General features: G+C 66.8%; 9 protein-coding genes and 2 pseudogenes. 8 read left to right on the forward strand and 3 right to left on the reverse strand.

The features are described from left to right. Positions 1 to 317 precede the first annotated feature (317 nt). The 3 genes and pseudogenes from AC4BEG_RS29840 to glgC all read left to right on the forward strand — a co-directional run bounded on the left by AC4BEG_RS29840 (position 318) and on the right by glgC (position 3,187). A complete protein-coding gene (locus tag AC4BEG_RS29840; protein WP_490702789.1) occupies positions 318 to 776 on the forward strand; it encodes an ATP-binding protein in 459 nt (152 codons plus the stop codon). A 139-nt stretch (positions 777 to 915) separates the two neighbouring features. Beyond that, positions 916 to 1,727, forward strand: a pseudogene (locus AC4BEG_RS29845) (helix-turn-helix domain-containing protein); the annotation flags it as partial. Positions 1,728 to 1,948: 221 nt separating this feature from the next. Next, a complete protein-coding gene (glgC, locus tag AC4BEG_RS29850; RefSeq protein WP_490702790.1) occupies positions 1,949 to 3,187 on the forward strand; it encodes a glucose-1-phosphate adenylyltransferase in 1,239 nt (412 codons plus the stop codon). Between the two features lie 42 nt (positions 3,188 to 3,229). Here the strand turns inward: glgC and AC4BEG_RS29855 are convergent. After that, positions 3,230 to 4,468, reverse strand: a pseudogene (locus AC4BEG_RS29855) (IS110 family RNA-guided transposase). A 412-nt stretch (positions 4,469 to 4,880) separates the two neighbouring features. Here AC4BEG_RS29855 and pgm point away from each other — a divergent pair. From pgm to glgB, 5 genes are read left to right on the forward strand one after another with little or no spacing between them, the layout of a single operon-like run. Then, positions 4,881 to 6,518 (forward strand): phosphoglucomutase (alpha-D-glucose-1,6-bisphosphate-dependent), encoded by a 1,638-nt coding sequence (pgm, locus tag AC4BEG_RS29860; protein ID WP_490707252.1) that lies wholly within the window; start codon positions 4,881 to 4,883, stop codon positions 6,516 to 6,518. Positions 6,519 to 6,523: 5 nt separating this feature from the next. After that, entirely contained in the window at positions 6,524 to 8,956 is a 2,433-nt protein-coding gene (gene glgP / locus AC4BEG_RS29865; RefSeq protein ID WP_490702791.1) for an alpha-glucan family phosphorylase, read from the forward strand. A gap of 51 nt (positions 8,957 to 9,007) precedes the next feature. Then, positions 9,008 to 10,180, forward strand: coding sequence for a glycogen synthase (gene glgA, locus AC4BEG_RS29870; protein ID WP_490702792.1), 1,173 nt, complete (start codon positions 9,008 to 9,010; stop codon positions 10,178 to 10,180). 10 nt (positions 10,181 to 10,190) lie between these two features. Next, a complete protein-coding gene (locus tag AC4BEG_RS29875) occupies positions 10,191 to 12,242 on the forward strand; it encodes a maltotransferase domain-containing protein (protein ID WP_490702793.1) in 2,052 nt (683 codons plus the stop codon). Next, positions 12,239 to 14,440 carry a 1,4-alpha-glucan branching protein GlgB gene (gene glgB / locus AC4BEG_RS29880; RefSeq protein ID WP_490702794.1) on the forward strand — a complete coding sequence of 734 codons (2,202 nt, stop codon included), beginning with the start codon at positions 12,239 to 12,241 and terminating at the stop codon, positions 14,438 to 14,440. Before AC4BEG_RS29875 ends, glgB begins: the two co-directional genes overlap by 4 nt. Before the next feature lie 68 nt (positions 14,441 to 14,508). Here glgB and AC4BEG_RS29885 read toward each other — a convergent pair whose 3' ends face one another. Further along, positions 14,509 to 14,907 carry an integrase core domain-containing protein gene (locus tag AC4BEG_RS29885; protein WP_490702795.1) on the reverse strand — a complete coding sequence of 133 codons (399 nt, stop codon included), beginning with the start codon at positions 14,905 to 14,907 and terminating at the stop codon, positions 14,509 to 14,511. A gap of 535 nt (positions 14,908 to 15,442) precedes the next feature. After that, entirely contained in the window at positions 15,443 to 16,468 is a 1,026-nt protein-coding gene (locus AC4BEG_RS29890; RefSeq protein ID WP_490702796.1) for a hypothetical protein, read from the reverse strand. Between the last annotated feature and the right edge of the window lie 40 nt (positions 16,469 to 16,508).

The raw sequence follows: 16,508 nt of genomic DNA on the forward strand, positions 1-16,508 counted from the left end.
GGATGTCCCTCCCACAGCAGCCTGCGCAGGTCGCGCGGTCCCGCTTCTGCCCGCTCCGGCGGCACCACACCACCACCTCGCCACCACCGTCGGCCTGCCTACCGCAACCACCCCACCCTTACGCGTCGCACGGCCCCTGAGTGCGGCCGGACCTCAGAGCAGGGCACGCAGGCACTGCGCGCCCCGCAGCCCGGGCGCTGCCGGCGCCGAGCGAACCACACCCCAAAGACCCTTTTGAGCCACGGCGGCACGGAACCATGACCCCTCCTGCGACCTCCCGGCGCGCATCGCGCACCACACCGCAAGGCAGATGTTGCGTGGCCTTCGAAAGAAGACCGCCCCTTCACGACGGCCTACTGCCGGCGCAGGACGCCCAGCGTGTTCAGCAAATGCGCCACGTTGTTGCGGCCCAACTACACCTTTGCCAACTGGACACACTCGTCGCACCGGTGGAACTCTTGACGAGCGAAATGGTGACCAACGCACTGCAACACGGCACCTCAACCGAGGTCTCCCTGTTCCTGGCCTGTAGACGCAACTCCGTTGACCTCACCGTCAAAACCTGCTCAAGCCAGCATCCCCGAATGAAAACCCCGACCACCGACGATGAGTCCGGTCGCGGCCTGCGCATCATCGCATCGATCACGACGGAGTACGGAGGCCGCTGGGGTGTGAGCGGCGAAAGCGCGGAAGTCTGGTGCTCTCTGCCCCGAGAGCGGGCATCATTCGGTTTGAGCCTTTCACAGACGCCGAATCAGCATGCGGAGGCCGCCTGATCCGCCTGCGGAACCTTCGCGTCCCCGCTGAAGCCCCTCCCCACCATGCGGCCTAGTGCCACATCAGGAAACGTTCGCCCCGTCGTGACGCATCGCTTGGTTGCTGTGCCTGGCGGCACCGGACGGCCAGAATGATCACGTGGCTGAACGCGTGCAGGTCCGGGAGATTGATGATGACGAAGGCAGGCGGCTGCTGCGATCATCCGAAGAGGCACCGGTTCGGTGGTGACCTGGCGGCGGGCCCAGATGGCGCTGTTGTCCGTGCAGGGCATGCCTGTGGCGAAGATCGCCGAGGCGACGTTCACCAGCGCGGACCGGGTCCGTGACGTGCTCCACAACGTCAACGCCGACGGCTTCGACTCGCTCTACCCCAAGTACAAGGGCGGTCGGCCAAGAACGTTCACCCTCCCGGAACGCCGGGAAATCAAGAAGATCGCCAAGTCCAGGCCGGCTGAGGACGGCCTGCCGTTCTCGACCTGGAGCCTGGCCAAGCCGGCCGACTCCCTGGTCGCCGAGGGGGTGGTCGACGACATCAGCCATGAGGGCCTTTGGGTCCTGCTCCGCAAGGAGGGCGACTGGTTTCAACGCGTGAAGACCTGGAAGACGTCACACGACCCGGACTACGCGGGCAAGAAGGCCCGGGTTGGCCCGGGTCGAGCATCTCTACGCGATCGCCGACGGCGAGGTCATACCCGAGGAAGACGAGCCTGAAGTCATCTTCTGCATGGACGAGTTCGGGCCGCTCAACCTCCAGCCCCACCCCAGCCGGCAAAGGGCCGAACGTGGTGGCCGACACAAGAATCCCGACCGCGAGCCCCGGCCCCGCCGCCGAGCGACGTACACCCGCCCACACTGCGCTCCCTGCACCCGATGGACGTACGCATGGCGATCGTCTGTGACAACTACTCCCCGCACCTGACAACGAAGCGGTGCCGGCGGGTCGCGAAGTGGCGGCTGTGCGCATCACCCATGAAGCCCATGCATGACAGGCAAAACCACCAGACACCCACCCGGCTCGTAGAGAACCGCATGCACCGGTTCCTCGCGGTAGACGGCATCGCCTGAAGGCGGCGGAAGCGACGTTTGTGTCGCGCATCGCCCCACACCTGCCGGTGACGTCCACAGTCCGCATGCAGCCGGCGGACGCTGCACCACCACAAAACGGAGGCGTGATGGAGGACGTGACCCATGTGCTTGCCGTCGTTCTCGCCGGGGGCGAAGGCAAACGCCTGATGCCCTTGACCGCCGACCGCGCCAAACCGGCAGTCCCGTTCGGCGGCACCTACCGACTGATCGACTTCGCGCTGTCGAACCTCGTCAACGCGGGAATCCGGCGCATTATCGTGCTGACCCAGTACAAGTCCCACAGCCTGGACCGCCACGTGTCCTTGACCTGGCGGTTGCCCGCACTGCTCGGCGACTTCGTCACACCGGTTCCCGCCCAGCAACGCACCGGCCGCCGCTGGTTCGAAGGCTCGGCCGACGCGCTCTACCAGTCCCTCAACCTCATCTACGACGAACGACCCCGGCACGTGATGGTGTTCGGCGCCGATCACATCTACCGCATCGACCCCCGGCACATGCTGGCCGCGCACCGCGCCTGCGGCGCCGGCGTGACGGTCGCCGGCATCCGAGTACCGAGGGCGGATGCCCACCGGTTCGGCGTCATCGAGACCGACACCCACGGCCGCCGGATCACGTCCTTTCGGGAAAAGCCCACCGACGCCGTCGGCCTTCCGGACTCCCCAGACGAAGTCTTCGCATCGATGGGCAACTACGTGTTCCAAACCGAAGCCCTTGTCGACGCCGTCAAAAAGGACGCCCAGAATCCAACCTCCCAGCACGACATGGGCGGTGACATCCTCCCGTCCTTCGTAGCAGAGGGGGACGCCGCCGTCTTCGACTTCCACGACGGTGCCGTGCCCGGCACCACCGATCGCGACCGCGGCTACTGGCGCGACGTGGGCAGCATCGACGCCTACTACGAGGCCAGCATGGATGTCATCGCCGACGACCCGGTGTTCAACCTGTACAACCACCGCTGGCCCATCCTCAGCTATCAGCCCTCCCGGCCACCGGCGAAAATAGTCCCCGCAGACGGCCAACTGCCCGACATCCAGCACTCGGTCCTGTCACCAGGCGTGATCGTGTCCGGCGCCCGCGTCCACCGATCGCTGCTCTCCCGCGATGTCCAGGTCGCTGCGGGCGCCGACATCGAGGGCTCCGTCGTGTTCGACAACGTGCAGATCGGCCCGAACGCCGTCGTACGCAACGCGATCGTGGACAAGAACGTGATCATCCCCGCCGGAGCCACCATCGGCATCGACAACGACCACGACAGCACCGCCTACGCCATGAGCCAGCACGGCGTGGTCGTCGTCGCCAAGCAGCAGCACATCGCACTGAGATGACAGCCCGTGGAGTCTGATTCGAAAATCAACCATTCACGCAGGTCAGACCGCTTCCGTTGATTGGAGGGACACTTGATAGCCGAGCATGTTGAGCTGGCTGACCAGGCGACGTGTTTGCCCCGCCCGGCCGGTTCGTTGGACGAAGTAGTCGCCTCCGAGCTCGTGGTACTCGGCGTCGTTGGTGAGCATGTGCCAGACGGACGTCAAGATCGTGTGCCCGACGGCGACCAGGGCCCGCTTCTTGCCGCGGCGGACGGCGATGCGTTTGTAGCGGGCGGCGAGGTAGGTGTCCTTGCTGCGGGCGGCTGCGGTGGCAGCGAGTCCGAGGGCGCCCTTGAGCCAGGGGTCGCCGGGGCGGGACTTGCCGGAGGTGTGTTTGCCGGCAGATTCGTGGTTGCCCGGGCACATTCCGGCCCAGGAGGCCAGGTGGGCGGCGCTGGGGAAGCGGGCCATGTCGACGCCGATCTCGGCGAGGATCACCTCGGCGGACTTGGCGTTGACGCCCGGGATCGTGGTCAGCAGCTCGACCTGGCGGCGAAAGGGGGTGAGCTGCCGGGTGATCTCCTAGCTGAGGCGGATCTCCGTGGCGGTGAGCGCGTCGATCCGGTCGAGCATGGTGCGGGCGAGGAAGGCGTGGTGGTCGGTGAACCGGCCGGTCAGCGCCTGGGCCAGGATCTCGCGTTTGGCCCGCATGCTGGCCTTGGCCATCTCGGCCAGGACCAGCGGGTCGCGTTCACCGGCGATCAGCGCCTCCAGCATGGCTCGGGCGGACTTGCCCAGCAGGTCGGAGACGACGGCGGACAGCTTGATGCCGGCGTTTTCGAGGAGCTTCTCCAGCCGCTGGGCTTCGCGGGTGCGTTCGCGGATGATCTCGGTGCGGTAGCGGGTCAGGTCCCGCAGCTGCCGGATCTCCGGCGGCGGGACGAACGAGGGCCGCACCAGGCCGTGTTCGACCATTTTTCAGATCCACGCGGAGTCGGTGACGTCGGTCTTGCGGCCGGGGACGTTTTTCATGTGGCGGGCGTTCAGCAGCCATGTCTCGATGTCGTTCTCCAGCAGGTAAAACACCGGTTTCCAGTACGATCCGGTGGCTTCCATGCCGACCACGGTGATGCCCTCGGCGATCAGCCAGTCCCGCATGGCCAGCAGGTCCCGGGTCATGGTGGAGAAAGTGCGGACTTCCTTGCGCCGGCGTTTGCCAGTGCCGGGGATACGGATGCAGACCTTCACATCCGCCTTGCCGATGTCGATTCCGGCGCATCGTTCGTGGACCACGTCCATGCCCCGGTCCTCCCCTCGTGCGGTGTGCTGTTGTGCAGCAGCCGTCCGGCGGGGACCAAGCAGGCAAAAGAATCTGATTCACATGCTCGAAGCAACACTTTCGGGTGCCTGACGACGGGTTCGCGCCGGTTTCATCGGCCATCGCCGCCCGGTGATGGCCCTTGCCTGCGTCGATGCCTGCCCAGGTCCGGGCCCGTCGCTCACTCATCCGCCCCCCTCGTTCCGCACGGCATGCCGTCGGCCCGAGGAACACCCCGCTGTCATCTCCGTAATCGGCGACCGCACATGGCGCGCACATCTCAATCAGCAGCCAGGGCGGCGGCCACTCCGTGGAAGCCACGAACGGCAAGCAACCATCAGCCACACCCGGCCCTCCCGGGCCGCTTGACAACTTACGGAGACAACCATGTCCATGCATCCACGGGCTGGGACACCTGCGCTTGTGGACGATCTCGTCGACCTCTCGCGCCTGATCGATGCCTACTACGAACGCCCCGATCCACACCTGCCCGCACAGCGCGTCGCCTTCGGAACGTCCGGGCATCGTGGCTCCAGCCTGAACCACAGCTTCAACGAAGAACACATCCTGGCCACCAGCCAGGCTCTGTGCGACTACCGGGCAGCACACCACATCTACGGCCCGCTGTTCTTGGGCCGCGACACCCACGCCCTGTCCGAACCCGCCACCGTCACGGTCCTTGAGGTGCTCGCCGCCAACGAGGTGATCGTGCTGATCGACGAACGAGACGGCTACACCCCCACACCAGCCGTCTCCCGCGCGATCGTCTCCCACAATCGCGGCGGCGCCGCTGGTCGGGCGGACGGAATCGTCATCACGCCCTCACACAATCCGCCCACCGACGGCGGGTTCAAGTACAACCCGCCCCACGGCGGCCCCGCTGACACCGCCGCGACCCAGTGGATCCAACAGCGGGCGAACCTGTTGTTGGAAACAGACCTCACAGGTGTCCGACGAATCCCCTGGGCCCGCGCCAAAGCCGCCCCCACCACCATGCGCTACGACTTCCTGGGCAGCTACGTCGAGGACCTGCCGTCCCTGATCGACCTCAAGCGCATCCGCGCAGCAAAAGTCCGCATCGGCGCCGACCCGATGGGAGGCGCCGCCGTCGCCTACTGGAGCGAGATCGCAAGCACACACGGCCTGGACATCACCGTCACCCAGCCGACCGTAGACCCCACTTGGCAGTTCATGACGCTGGACTGGGACGGCCAGATCCGCATGGACTGCTCCTCACCCTGGGCCATGGCCTCGCTGGTCACACAACGCCGCGAGTTCGACGTGTCAACGGGCAACGATCCCGACGCCGACCGCCACGGCATCGTCACCCCCGACGCCGGACTGATGAAACCCAACGATTACCTGGCCACCGCCGTCGACTACCTGCTCACCCACCGCCCCCATTGGCCGCCGGCCGCAGCCGTCGGCAAGACGATCGTGTCCTCCTCCATGATCGACCGCGTCGTACACCACCACGGCCGCGCCCTGGCCGAAGTCCCCGTCGGCTTCAAGTGGTTCGTCCCCGGCCTCCTGGACTCCCAGATGGTCTTCGCCGGTGAGGAGAGCGCCGGGGCGACCATGCTGCGCAAAGACGGCACACCCTTCACCACCGACAAAGACGGCATAGCGCTGTGCCTGCTCGCTGCCGAAATCACCGCAACGACCGGACGAACCCCCAGTCAGTACTACGCCCACCTTGTACAGCAACACCGAGCCCCACACTACGAGCGGATCGACGTGACCGCGACCAGGCGCGACAAGCACGCCCTGGCCAACCTGTCGGCAGCCCAGATCCACACCACCGACCTGGCAGGTGAGCCCATCACCGCCGTCCTGACCCAGGCACCAGGCACCCACACGCCCATCGGCGGGGTGAAAGTGGTCGCTCCTTCGGGATGGTTCGCCGCCCGACCCTCCGGAACCGAAGACGTCTACAAGATCTACGCCGAATCCTTCCAGTCAGCAGACCACCTGCACCAGATCCAACAACAGGCACAGGCGTTCGTGTCGGCTGCCCTGAACGGCAGGTAACACAGGTGCGAGCTCATCAATACCTCAACGTCCCGCTCACGCTCCCCGGCGAACTGGCCCCCCTCCACCAGCTCGCGACCAACCTGCGATGGGCATGGCACCCACCCACGCGCGCCCTGTTCCGCACCGCCGACCCGCAACTGTGGACCACCACCGGACACAACCCCCATCGGCTACTGACGGCACTGCCCACCACCCGCGTCGCACAACTGCGCGCCGACCCGAACTTCCTGGCGCGGATGGACGCACTCCACGCGGACCTCACCGCCTACATGCAGCAGCCGACCTCCACCTCAGCGCCCACCGTGGGCTATTTCTCCCCGGAGTTCGCCGTCACCCCCTCGCTGCCGCTGTACTCCGGCGGCCTGGGCGTCCTCGCCGGTGACCACCTCAAAACCGCCAGCGATCTGGGCATACCCTTGATCGGCGTCGGCCTGATGTACCGCTTGGGATACCTCACACAAGTCCTGGCCGACAACGGATGGCAACACGAGCACCACCCCCCGCTCCACCCCCAAGACGTCGGCCTCACCCTGCTCGCGGACACCGACATCCACCTCACCCTCCCCGACCACGGACAACTGTTCGCCCGCATCTGGGTCGCACAGCTCGGCCGCGTCCCACTGCTCCTGCTCGACACCCACGACGACCGCAACAGCCCCGCCGACCGCACCCTGACCGACCGGCTCTACCAGGCAGACACCCTCACCCGACTCCGCCAAGAACTGCTGCTCGGCATCGGCGGAGTACGCGCCCTGCGCGCCTACTGCGCCCTGACCCATACACCCGACCCGACCGTCTACCACAGCAACGAAGGCCACGCCGGCTTCCTCGGCCTGGAACGCATCCGCGAACTGACCGCGGCCGGCCTGGACTTCGCCACCTCACTGACAGCCGTCCGCGCAGCAACGGTGTTTACCACCCACACACCGGTGCCCGCAGGCATAGACCGGTTCCCACGCGACCTGGTCGGCGCCCACCTGGCCGCCGCGCTGCCCGACGTACCCCTCGACGCCTGCCTCGACCTCGGCGCCGACCCCACCACCGCGCTGTTCAACATGGCCCACATGGGGCTACGCCTCGCCCAGCACTGCAACGGCGTCTCCAAGCCCCACGGCGCACTGGCCCGCTCCATGTTCGCCCCGCTGTGGCCCGGACTCGCTCACGAACAGATCCCCATCAGCCACATCACCAACGGCGTCCACCGGGCCACATGGGCGCCCCACGCACCCGACGCCACCCTCGACGACAACGCTCTGCGCGCAGCCCGCCGCCACCTGCGCACCCGCCTCATTCAGCACGCCCGCCGCCACCTGCGCACCGCACCACCCCCCACCGGACCGGCCACCGAAACCGCCTGGGTGGACGACTGCCTCGACCCCGACATCCTGACCATCGGATTCGCCCGCCGCGTGGCCACATACAAGCGTCTGACCCTGATGCTCACCGACCCCGACCGCCTACGCCGCCTCCTGCTCCACCCCGACCACCCGATCCAACTGGTCGTAGCCGGCAAAGCACACCCGGCCGACGACGACGGCAAGAAGCTGATCCAGCAACTGATCGCCTTCTCCAGCGACCCCGCCCTGCGCCGCCGCCTCGTCTTTCTCCCCGACTACGACATGTCCCTGGGCGCACGGATGGTCGCCGGCTGCGACGTATGGCTGAACACCCCACTGCGCCCCCAGGAGGCATGCGGCACCTCAGGCATGAAAGCCGCACTCAATGGTGGCCTCAACCTGTCCATAGGCGACGGCTGGTGGGAGGAGTGCTACGACCCCGCCTACGGGTGGGCCATCGACTCCGCCCCCGGCCCCGCCGGCACAGTGGGCCGCGACGCGGCCGAAGCGGCCGCCCTGTACGACCTGCTGGAAACCAAGGTCATCCCGCTCTTCTACCACGACCACCGGCAATGGCTGCGCATGGTCCGCGCCGTCCTGACCGACCTGCGACCCACCCTGCTCGCCGACCGCATGGTCAACGACTACGTGAGGTCCCTCTACACACCGGCCGCCCACGCCGCACGCACCCTGACCCAGGACGACCACCGCCTCGCCCGCCACCTGGCCGCCTGGACCGACCGGGTACGTCAGGCATGGCCAAAAGTCCACATCAACACCCTGGACGCCCACCTCGGCCCCACCTCCGCCGACGGCAACCACCTGCTCACCCTGCGCGCCGAGGTGGTTCTTGGGCCACTGTCTCCCGACGACGTCAAGGTGCAGGCGTTCTGCGGCCCCCTCGACGCCGACCACCTGCTCAGCCCCACCACCGCGCCGATGCTCCCCACAGGCCCAGACCCGCACTACCAAGCCACCCTCACCCTGCCGCACGCCGGCACCTTCGGCTACACCGCCCGCATCGTGCCCCATCACCCACAGCTCGGGCCGATCCCCCTGGGCCTGGTGTGCGAAGCCGACCCCGCTCCGGGTCAGTGACCCGCCACGCACACACCACCAACCCTCTCCGCCCACCTTTGGGAGGCAGCGATGGCCCCACGGATCGGCCTGCTCACACGCGAGTACCCACCCGAGGTCTACGGCGGCGCCGGGGTACACGTAGCGGCCCTCGTACCGCACCTACGCACCTGGGTGGATGTCGACGTCCACTGCTTCGGCGCCCCACGCCCCGACGCCGTCGCCCACCAGCCCGCACCCCCACTGCGTTCGGCAAGCCCCGCCCTTGCGACCCTGTCCACCAACATGTCGATCGCCGCCGCGGTGGGCGAGGTGGACCTGGTCCATTCCCACACCTGGTACGCCAACTTCGCAGGACACACCGCCAAACTGCTCCACCACATCCCCCACGTCGTCACCGCCCACTCGCTGGAGCCGCGACGGCCGTGGAAGGAAGAACAACTCGGCGGCGGATACCGGCTGTCCTCATGGGTGGAACGCAGCGCCTACGAGGCCGCAGACGCTGTCATCGTGGTCAGCCACCACATGCGCACCGATGTACGCACCTGCTACCCGGCGCTCGATCCCGCACGGATACATGTCGTGCACAACGGCATCGACACCACCCGCTTCCACCCGGTGACCACCACCGACACACTCCGCGCACACGGTATCGATCCGGGCCGCCCGATCGTCGCGTTCATCGGACGCATCACCCGACAAAAAGGCATCGAGCACCTGATCGCCGCCGCCCACCACTTCGACCCGGCCGCACAGTTCGTGCTGTGCGCCGGTGCCCCCGACACCCCACAGATCGCCGAACAGACCCGCACGGACGTGACCGCCCTGGCCGCCGCGCGACCAGGAGTGGTGTGGATCGACCGGATGCTCACCCACCACGAGGTACGCGAGATCCTCTCCCACGCCACCGTCTTCGTCTGCCCGTCGGTCTACGAGCCGTTGGGCATCGTCAACCTCGAAGCCATGGCCTGCGGCACCGCAGTGGTGGCCTCGGACGTCGGCGGCATCCCAGAAGCCGTCGCCCACGGCCTCTCCGGACTGCTGGTGCACTACGACGAACACGACCCCGAAGCCTTCCGGCACAACCTGGCGTCGTCGATCAACGCAGTGATCGGCGATCCACCACGGGCGCAAACCATGGGGGAGGCCGGCCGCGACAGAGCAGAGCGCGAGTTCGGCTGGCGTTCGATCGCCGAGCGGACGGTGACGGTCTACCGCTCGGTCCTGCTCAACCACCGGCAGTAAGGAGCGTGGCGTGATCCACACCGACACCGCTTCCCCCGCACGGCTCGCCGTCGACGATGTCCACCCCGTCGTCGACTGCGGCCGATACCCGGCCAAAGCAACGGTCGGCGAGCAGATCCCCGTCGAAGCGACCGTCTGGCGCGAGGGACACGCAGCGGTCGCAGCGACCGTGGTCTGGCAAGGCCCCCACGACCAGGCACCGCGCACCACACCGATGACACTGCTCGACGCCGGCGCAGACCGCTGGGCAGCACCCATCACCCCCGACTCCGAGGGCCTGTGGACCTTCCGCGTCGATGCATGGAGCGACCCCTGGAGCACCTGGCACGGCACGATGCGCGCCAAGATCGACGCCGGCCAGGGCGCCGACGAACTCGCAGGTGACCTCGAAATCGGAGCACGGCTGCTGGACCGGATCGCCGGGCACCTCCCACCCGACACCCCACCAACGCCCCTCACCCAAGCCGCCCAGGACCTACGCGACGCCACCCAACCGGTCACCGCCCGCATTGCCGCGGCGCTGTCGCAGCCGGTGCACCATCTCGCCACCGATCACCCCATACGCGACCTGCTGACGCCCGGCCCCACCTGCTGGCTCCAGGTGGAACGCTCCAGGGCACTCGCCGGCGCGTGGTACGAGTTCTTCCCCCGCTCCACAGGCGGCCTGGACACCGACGGCACACCCCTCCACGGCACCTTCCACACCGCCGCGGCGGCCCTGGAACGCATCGCGGCCATGGGGTTCAACGTCGTCTACCTGCCACCGATCCACCCCATCGGCCATACCCACCGCAAGGGCCGCAACAACTCCCTGACCGCAACACCGGACGACGTCGGCTCCCCCTGGGCGATCGGCACCGCCCAGGGCGGCCACGACGCCGTCCACCCCCAACTCGGCACCCTCGAAGATTTCGACGTCTTCGTCGCCCGCGCCGGGGCACTAGGCCTGGAGGTGGCCCTCGACCTCGCGCTGCAATGCGCTCCGGACCACCCCTGGGTCACCGACCACCCCCAATGGTTCACCACACAGCCCGACGGCACCATCGCCTACGCCGAAAACCCCCCAAAAAAATACCAGGACATCTACCCGCTGAACTTCGACAACGACACGCCCGGACTGTTCCAGGAAGTCCTGCGAATCGTCCAACACTGGATATCCCACGGCGTGCGGATCTTCCGCATCGACAATCCTCACACCAAACCACCCCACCTATGGAGCTGGCTGATCGAACGCGTCAAACAAACCCACCCCGACGTACTGTTCCTCGCCGAGGCATTCACCCGCCCCGCCCGACTCTACGGTCTGGCACGACGCGGCTTCAGCCAGTCCTACACCTACTTCACCTGGCGAACCACCAAACAAGAACTGACCGATTTCGGAAACGAACTCATCGAGCACGCCCACGAGATGCGCCCCAACCTGTTCGCCAACACCCCCGACATCCTGCATCCCACACTGCAGCACGGCGGAAAAGCCATGTTCGCCCTCAGAGCAGCCCTGGCCGCCACGCTGTCCCCGACCTGGGGCGTCTACTGCGGATACGAACTCTTCGAAAGCCAGGCACTGCACGAAGGCAGCGAAGAATACCTGGACTCAGAGAAATACCAGCTGCGCCCGCGCGACTTCGCAGCCGCCCTCGCTGCGACCGCTTCACTTGAGCCATGGCTCACCATGCTCAACGCCATCCGTGCGCGCCACCCCGCACTGCACCAGCTACGCACGCTGCGCTTCCACCACATCGACAACGACGCACTGATCGCCTACTCCAAACACGATCCGGCGACCGGCGACACCGTTGTCGTCGTGGTCAACCTGGACCCCCACCACGTCCAGACGGCCACACTGCGACTCGACCTTGCCGCACTCGGATACCCCAGCCACGCCCAGCTGAGCGCATACGACGAAGTGAGCGGGCAAAGATGGCAATGGGGCGAGCGCAACTTCGTTCAACTCAACCCGGTGCACGCGGTATGCCACATCGTGCACCTCGACCCACCCCACCCACCGCACGAGCACGCCGAACACGGCGCCGCCCCGACCACCGAAGGCGGTCAGGGATGACCACCTCAGCCGATCGGCCCAGCGAAGCGGACATCGCCCGGATCACCAGCGGCACCCACCACAACCCCCACGCGGTACTCGGCGCACACCCCCACGACGGCACCAGCACGGCCGTACGCGCCTATCGCCCGGGCGCCGAAGCCATCGCCGTGCTCACCGACGAAAGGCGGGTCGCGCTGACCCACCTGGCAGACGGGTTCTTCACCGGCCTGGTGGACTCTCCCCTGGGCGACTACCAGCTCGAAGTGCGCTATCACGACCACACCGTCGTCCTGGACGACCCCTATCGATGGCTTCCCACACTTGGCGAGTTCGACCTGCACCTGATCTCCCAAGGCCGCCACGAACGGCTGTGGGAGGTCCTGGGAGCACACCTGCGCAGCTACGACACACCCTCCGGCGTGGTGGAGGGAGTCTCGTTCGCGGTGTGGGCACCGACCGCCCAGGGCGTACGCGTGTGCGGCGAGTTCGACGACTGGTCGGGCCAGGCGTATCCGATGCGCTCGCTGGGAACGGCGGGAGTCTGGGAGCTCTTCCTGCCCGGTATCGGCGCCCACACCCCTTACACCTTCCGGATACTGGCCGCTGACGGGACTTGGCACCAAAAAGCGGACCCCCTCGCCTTTCGGGCCCAAACTCCGCCCGGCACGGCATCGGTGGTCTTCGACTCCAGCTACACCTGGAACGACTCCGCATGGCTTTCCGCCCGCACCGCCTCTCCGCCCCATCGCACACCGATCAGCATCTACGAGGTGCACCTGGGCTCATGGCACCAAGGACTCGACTACCGCACCGCGGCAACCGCGCTGGCCGATTACGCCACCCGGATGGGCTTCACCCACGTCGAACTGCTGCCGCTGGCCGAACATCCCTATGGCGGCTCCTGGGGATACCAGGTGACCTCCTATTACGCACCAGCCTCCCGATACGGATCACCCGACGACCTATGCCATCTGATCGACACCCTCCACACCCGCGGCATCGGCGTGATCATCGATTGGGTCCCCGCACACTTTCCCCGCGACAGCTGGGCGCTGGCTCGCTTCGACGGCACCGCACAGTATGAGCATCCCGATCCCCGCCGGGGCGAACACCCCGACTGGGGAACTTACATCGTCGACTTCGGCAGACCCGAAGTCCGGAACTTCTTCGTCGCCAACGCCCTTTTCTGGTTCACCGAGTTCCACATCGACGGACTACGCGTCGACGCCGTCGCATCGATGCTCTACCTGGACTACTCCCGCCCCGAAGGGGCCTGGCTGCCCAACGAGCATGGCGGCAGGGAAAACCTGGACGCGGTGTGCTTCCTTCAAGAACTCAACGCGACCGTCTACCGACACCACCCCGACGTGATGATGATCGCCGAGGACTCCACCTCCTGGCCAGGCGTGACACACCCGACCCACCACGGCGGCCTGGGGTTCGGATTCAAATGGAACCTGGGCTGGACGAACGACACTCTGCGCTATGTCTCACGCGATCCAGTGCACCGCTCATACCACCACCACGAGATGACCTTCGCCCAGCTCTACGCCTGGCACGAGAACTTCGTACTCCCGCTCTCCCACGACGAAGTCGTCCATGGCAAAGGCTCGCTGTGGTCACGTATGCCAGGAGACGACTGGAACAAGGCAGCCGGCCTGCGAGCACTGCTGGCCTACGTGTGGGCCCACCCGGGCAAAAAACTGCTCTTCATGGGCGGAGAATTCGGCCAACGCGACGAGTGGTCGCATACGCAGTCACTCGACTGGCACCTGCTCGACGACCCGCTGCACGCGGGCATCGCCACCCTGGTCCGCGACCTCAACACGCACTACCGCAAAACCCCCGCGCTCTGGGCGGCGGACCACACACCGGACGGCTTCTCCTGGATCGACGCGAACGACTCGGCCAGCAACGTCTTCAGCTTCCTTCGCATCGACCCCGCCGACCCCCACCGCCGTGTCCTTGCCTGCGTGGCGAACTTCGCGGGGATAGCGCACCACGACTACCACATCGGCCTGCCGGCCCCCGGCCGCTGGCGCGAGGTGCTCAACACCGACGCCGAAGACTACGGCGGATCGGGGGTGGGCAACCTCGGCACGGTCACCGCGACCGCACAGCCGTGGCATGGCCGTCCGGCCTCGGCAACGATCCAGCTACCCCCCTGCGGCGCGATCTGGCTGGAGCCGGCCGAACACACCCTCCGTCCGGCCTGAGACCCGCCGACGCGACCGCTGCGCCTATGGCCTGCTGATCCCTGTGGGTGCCGGAAACTGTGTCACCCCTATGCGACCTGCGTGTATTCACGGATGAGGCCGCCGAGTCGGTCGCGTCGATGGATACGAGTGTTGTCGGCGGCGATGAGTGGTCCGGGCTCGGTGAGTCGGTCCGGCGCCCGCTGTTCGAGGGATCGGTGCGGCCTGTGTCTGTTGTAGTGCTCCGCGTACTCGTTGACGACGAGGTGTAGGTGGCGCTGGCCGGTGATCAGGATGCGGTCGGTGGCCTCGCGGCGGCATGATCCGATCCAGCGTTCTGCGATGGCGTTCATCCGGGGCACCTGCGGCAGTGTCGGGATGACCCGCACGCCGATCGCTTGGAAGACGGCGTCGAAGCTGTCGGTCAAGTACGCGCCGCGGTCCCGGATGAGGAACCTCATCGCCTCCGCGCGGTCGTCGAGGTCCATGAGGTAGTTGCGTGCCTGCTGGGTGATCCAGGGGCCGGTCGGGTGTCGGGTGATGCCGGCGATGTGCACCCGCCGGGTGCCGTGTGATGCCGTTGAACGTCCAGTCGCAGCCCAGCCTCAGCCACAGACTGGCCGGCGCCGCAGCCGATTCCCAACACGCCGTAGGCATCCCTGCTCTGCCCCCCCCCGAAGCCGGTATCCGGGCCGAACGCACCCCCGGGGCCTGCGGCTGGCGCGTGGAAGTGCGCTGCATCTTGCACGAGGAGCGCCGCGCACTGGACACCGCCCGGGAAGTACGCCACCACGTCCGCCTGGCAGTCACCGACCACCTGGCCCGGCACGGCACCCCGGCATGACGGTCACCATCCTGGTGACCGTCACCCAAACCAAGGCGTCGGCACGGCAGAACGGCTCCGGCGACTGAAGACCTCACCTTCCCAACTGGCCCCGCCGGGTGGGTTGGCCGACGGGCGTGAGGTCACCTCATGACCTCAGGTGACAAGGCGCCTTCCCCAGCCGCGGGGGATGGGGGGCTCTATCGTGCCGTCGGCTGGTGGAGCCAGGGCGAGCTGGTGGCCCAGAAGATGACGTCGGCTCCGAGGGTGTTCGTGCCGAAGTCGGTGAACTCCTGCCGGGTGTATGGCTTGTTCGTCTTGGGGTTGGTGTACTGGAAGTCGGGTTCCTGTACGGCCATGGCCACCATGGGGAGCTGCCCCCGGTACTTCTTGAAGAAGGGGTACGAGTTCTCCATCTGCGCCGGGCGGTCCGGCAGGATGTCCGGTCCCCCCAGGCCGATTCCGTGCGCCTTGGCGAACTCGAAGGTGCGGCTCATGTACTTGCGGCTGTTGTTCCATTCACCGGGCCAGAAGTTGACGTACTGGATGAACGGCGTCTTGGTGAAGACCTTCTTGCCGTAGGCCATGTTGTCGAGTTCTGCCTTGAAGTAGGCGTCGTCGCTGTAGCCGGTGTGGTCCTTCTTGGTGTCCACCTCGGTTGCGGTTTCCGGCAGGTTCACCCCGGCGAGGCGACCGTCGAACCGCTGTGACATCATCTTCAGCAGCTGCTGGAAGCGGTCCCGCACCTGCGGGTTCCATTGCGCCGCGACCGCCCCGGGCGGACCGGTGCCGAGGCCGTTCTCGTTCTTTGTCGGAGCCGCGCCTCCCTTGTACTCCGGATCCTTCAACAGATAGTCCGGGAGCCTCGGGTGCGGCGCGAAGAACCGGTCCTGGACCTGGATGAACAGCTTCTTGTGGCGGGACTGCAGAGCGTTCAGCGCCCGGTCGATCTCCGAGAAGTCGTACTGATTCTTCTGCCGCTCCATCGCCTTCCACGGCACCACCAGCTGCACGCCGGCGATATCGGGACGATCGATCAACGGCTTCACATTGGCGTCGAAATCCCCGATGGAGGCGTAAAGATAGTTCTTCGCCTTCTTTCCGGGCGCTGCGGCGGAAGCCTTTCCGGACACCGAAGCGGGAGCCCCAGAGGCCACCGCGGCCGCGCCCGTCAGGCCCATCGCCACGAGAATTCCGACACCGACAGCAGTTCGTTTGGTCACCATGAACCCCACGGTGCAGCACAGTTGTGAGAGGAATGTAAGA

This window comes from Streptomyces sp. JLBJ103 (assembly GCF_058215575.1).

Excerpts from the sequence above, each read along its gene's own strand:
- glgC (WP_490702790.1), top strand. The coding sequence starts at position 1,949 with ATGGAGGACGTGACCCATGTGCTTGCCGTCGTTCTCGCCGGGGGCGAA.
- AC4BEG_RS29890 (WP_490702796.1), bottom strand. The coding sequence starts at position 16,468 with ATGGTGACCAAACGAACTGCTGTCGGTGTCGGAATTCTCGTGGCGATG.
- pgm (WP_490707252.1), top strand. The coding sequence starts at position 4,881 with ATGCATCCACGGGCTGGGACACCTGCGCTTGTGGACGATCTCGTCGAC.
- AC4BEG_RS29885 (WP_490702795.1), bottom strand. The coding sequence starts at position 14,907 with ATGGACCTCGACGACCGCGCGGAGGCGATGAGGTTCCTCATCCGGGAC.
- glgB (WP_490702794.1), top strand. The coding sequence starts at position 12,239 with ATGACCACCTCAGCCGATCGGCCCAGCGAAGCGGACATCGCCCGGATC.
- glgA (WP_490702792.1), top strand. The coding sequence starts at position 9,008 with ATGGCCCCACGGATCGGCCTGCTCACACGCGAGTACCCACCCGAGGTC.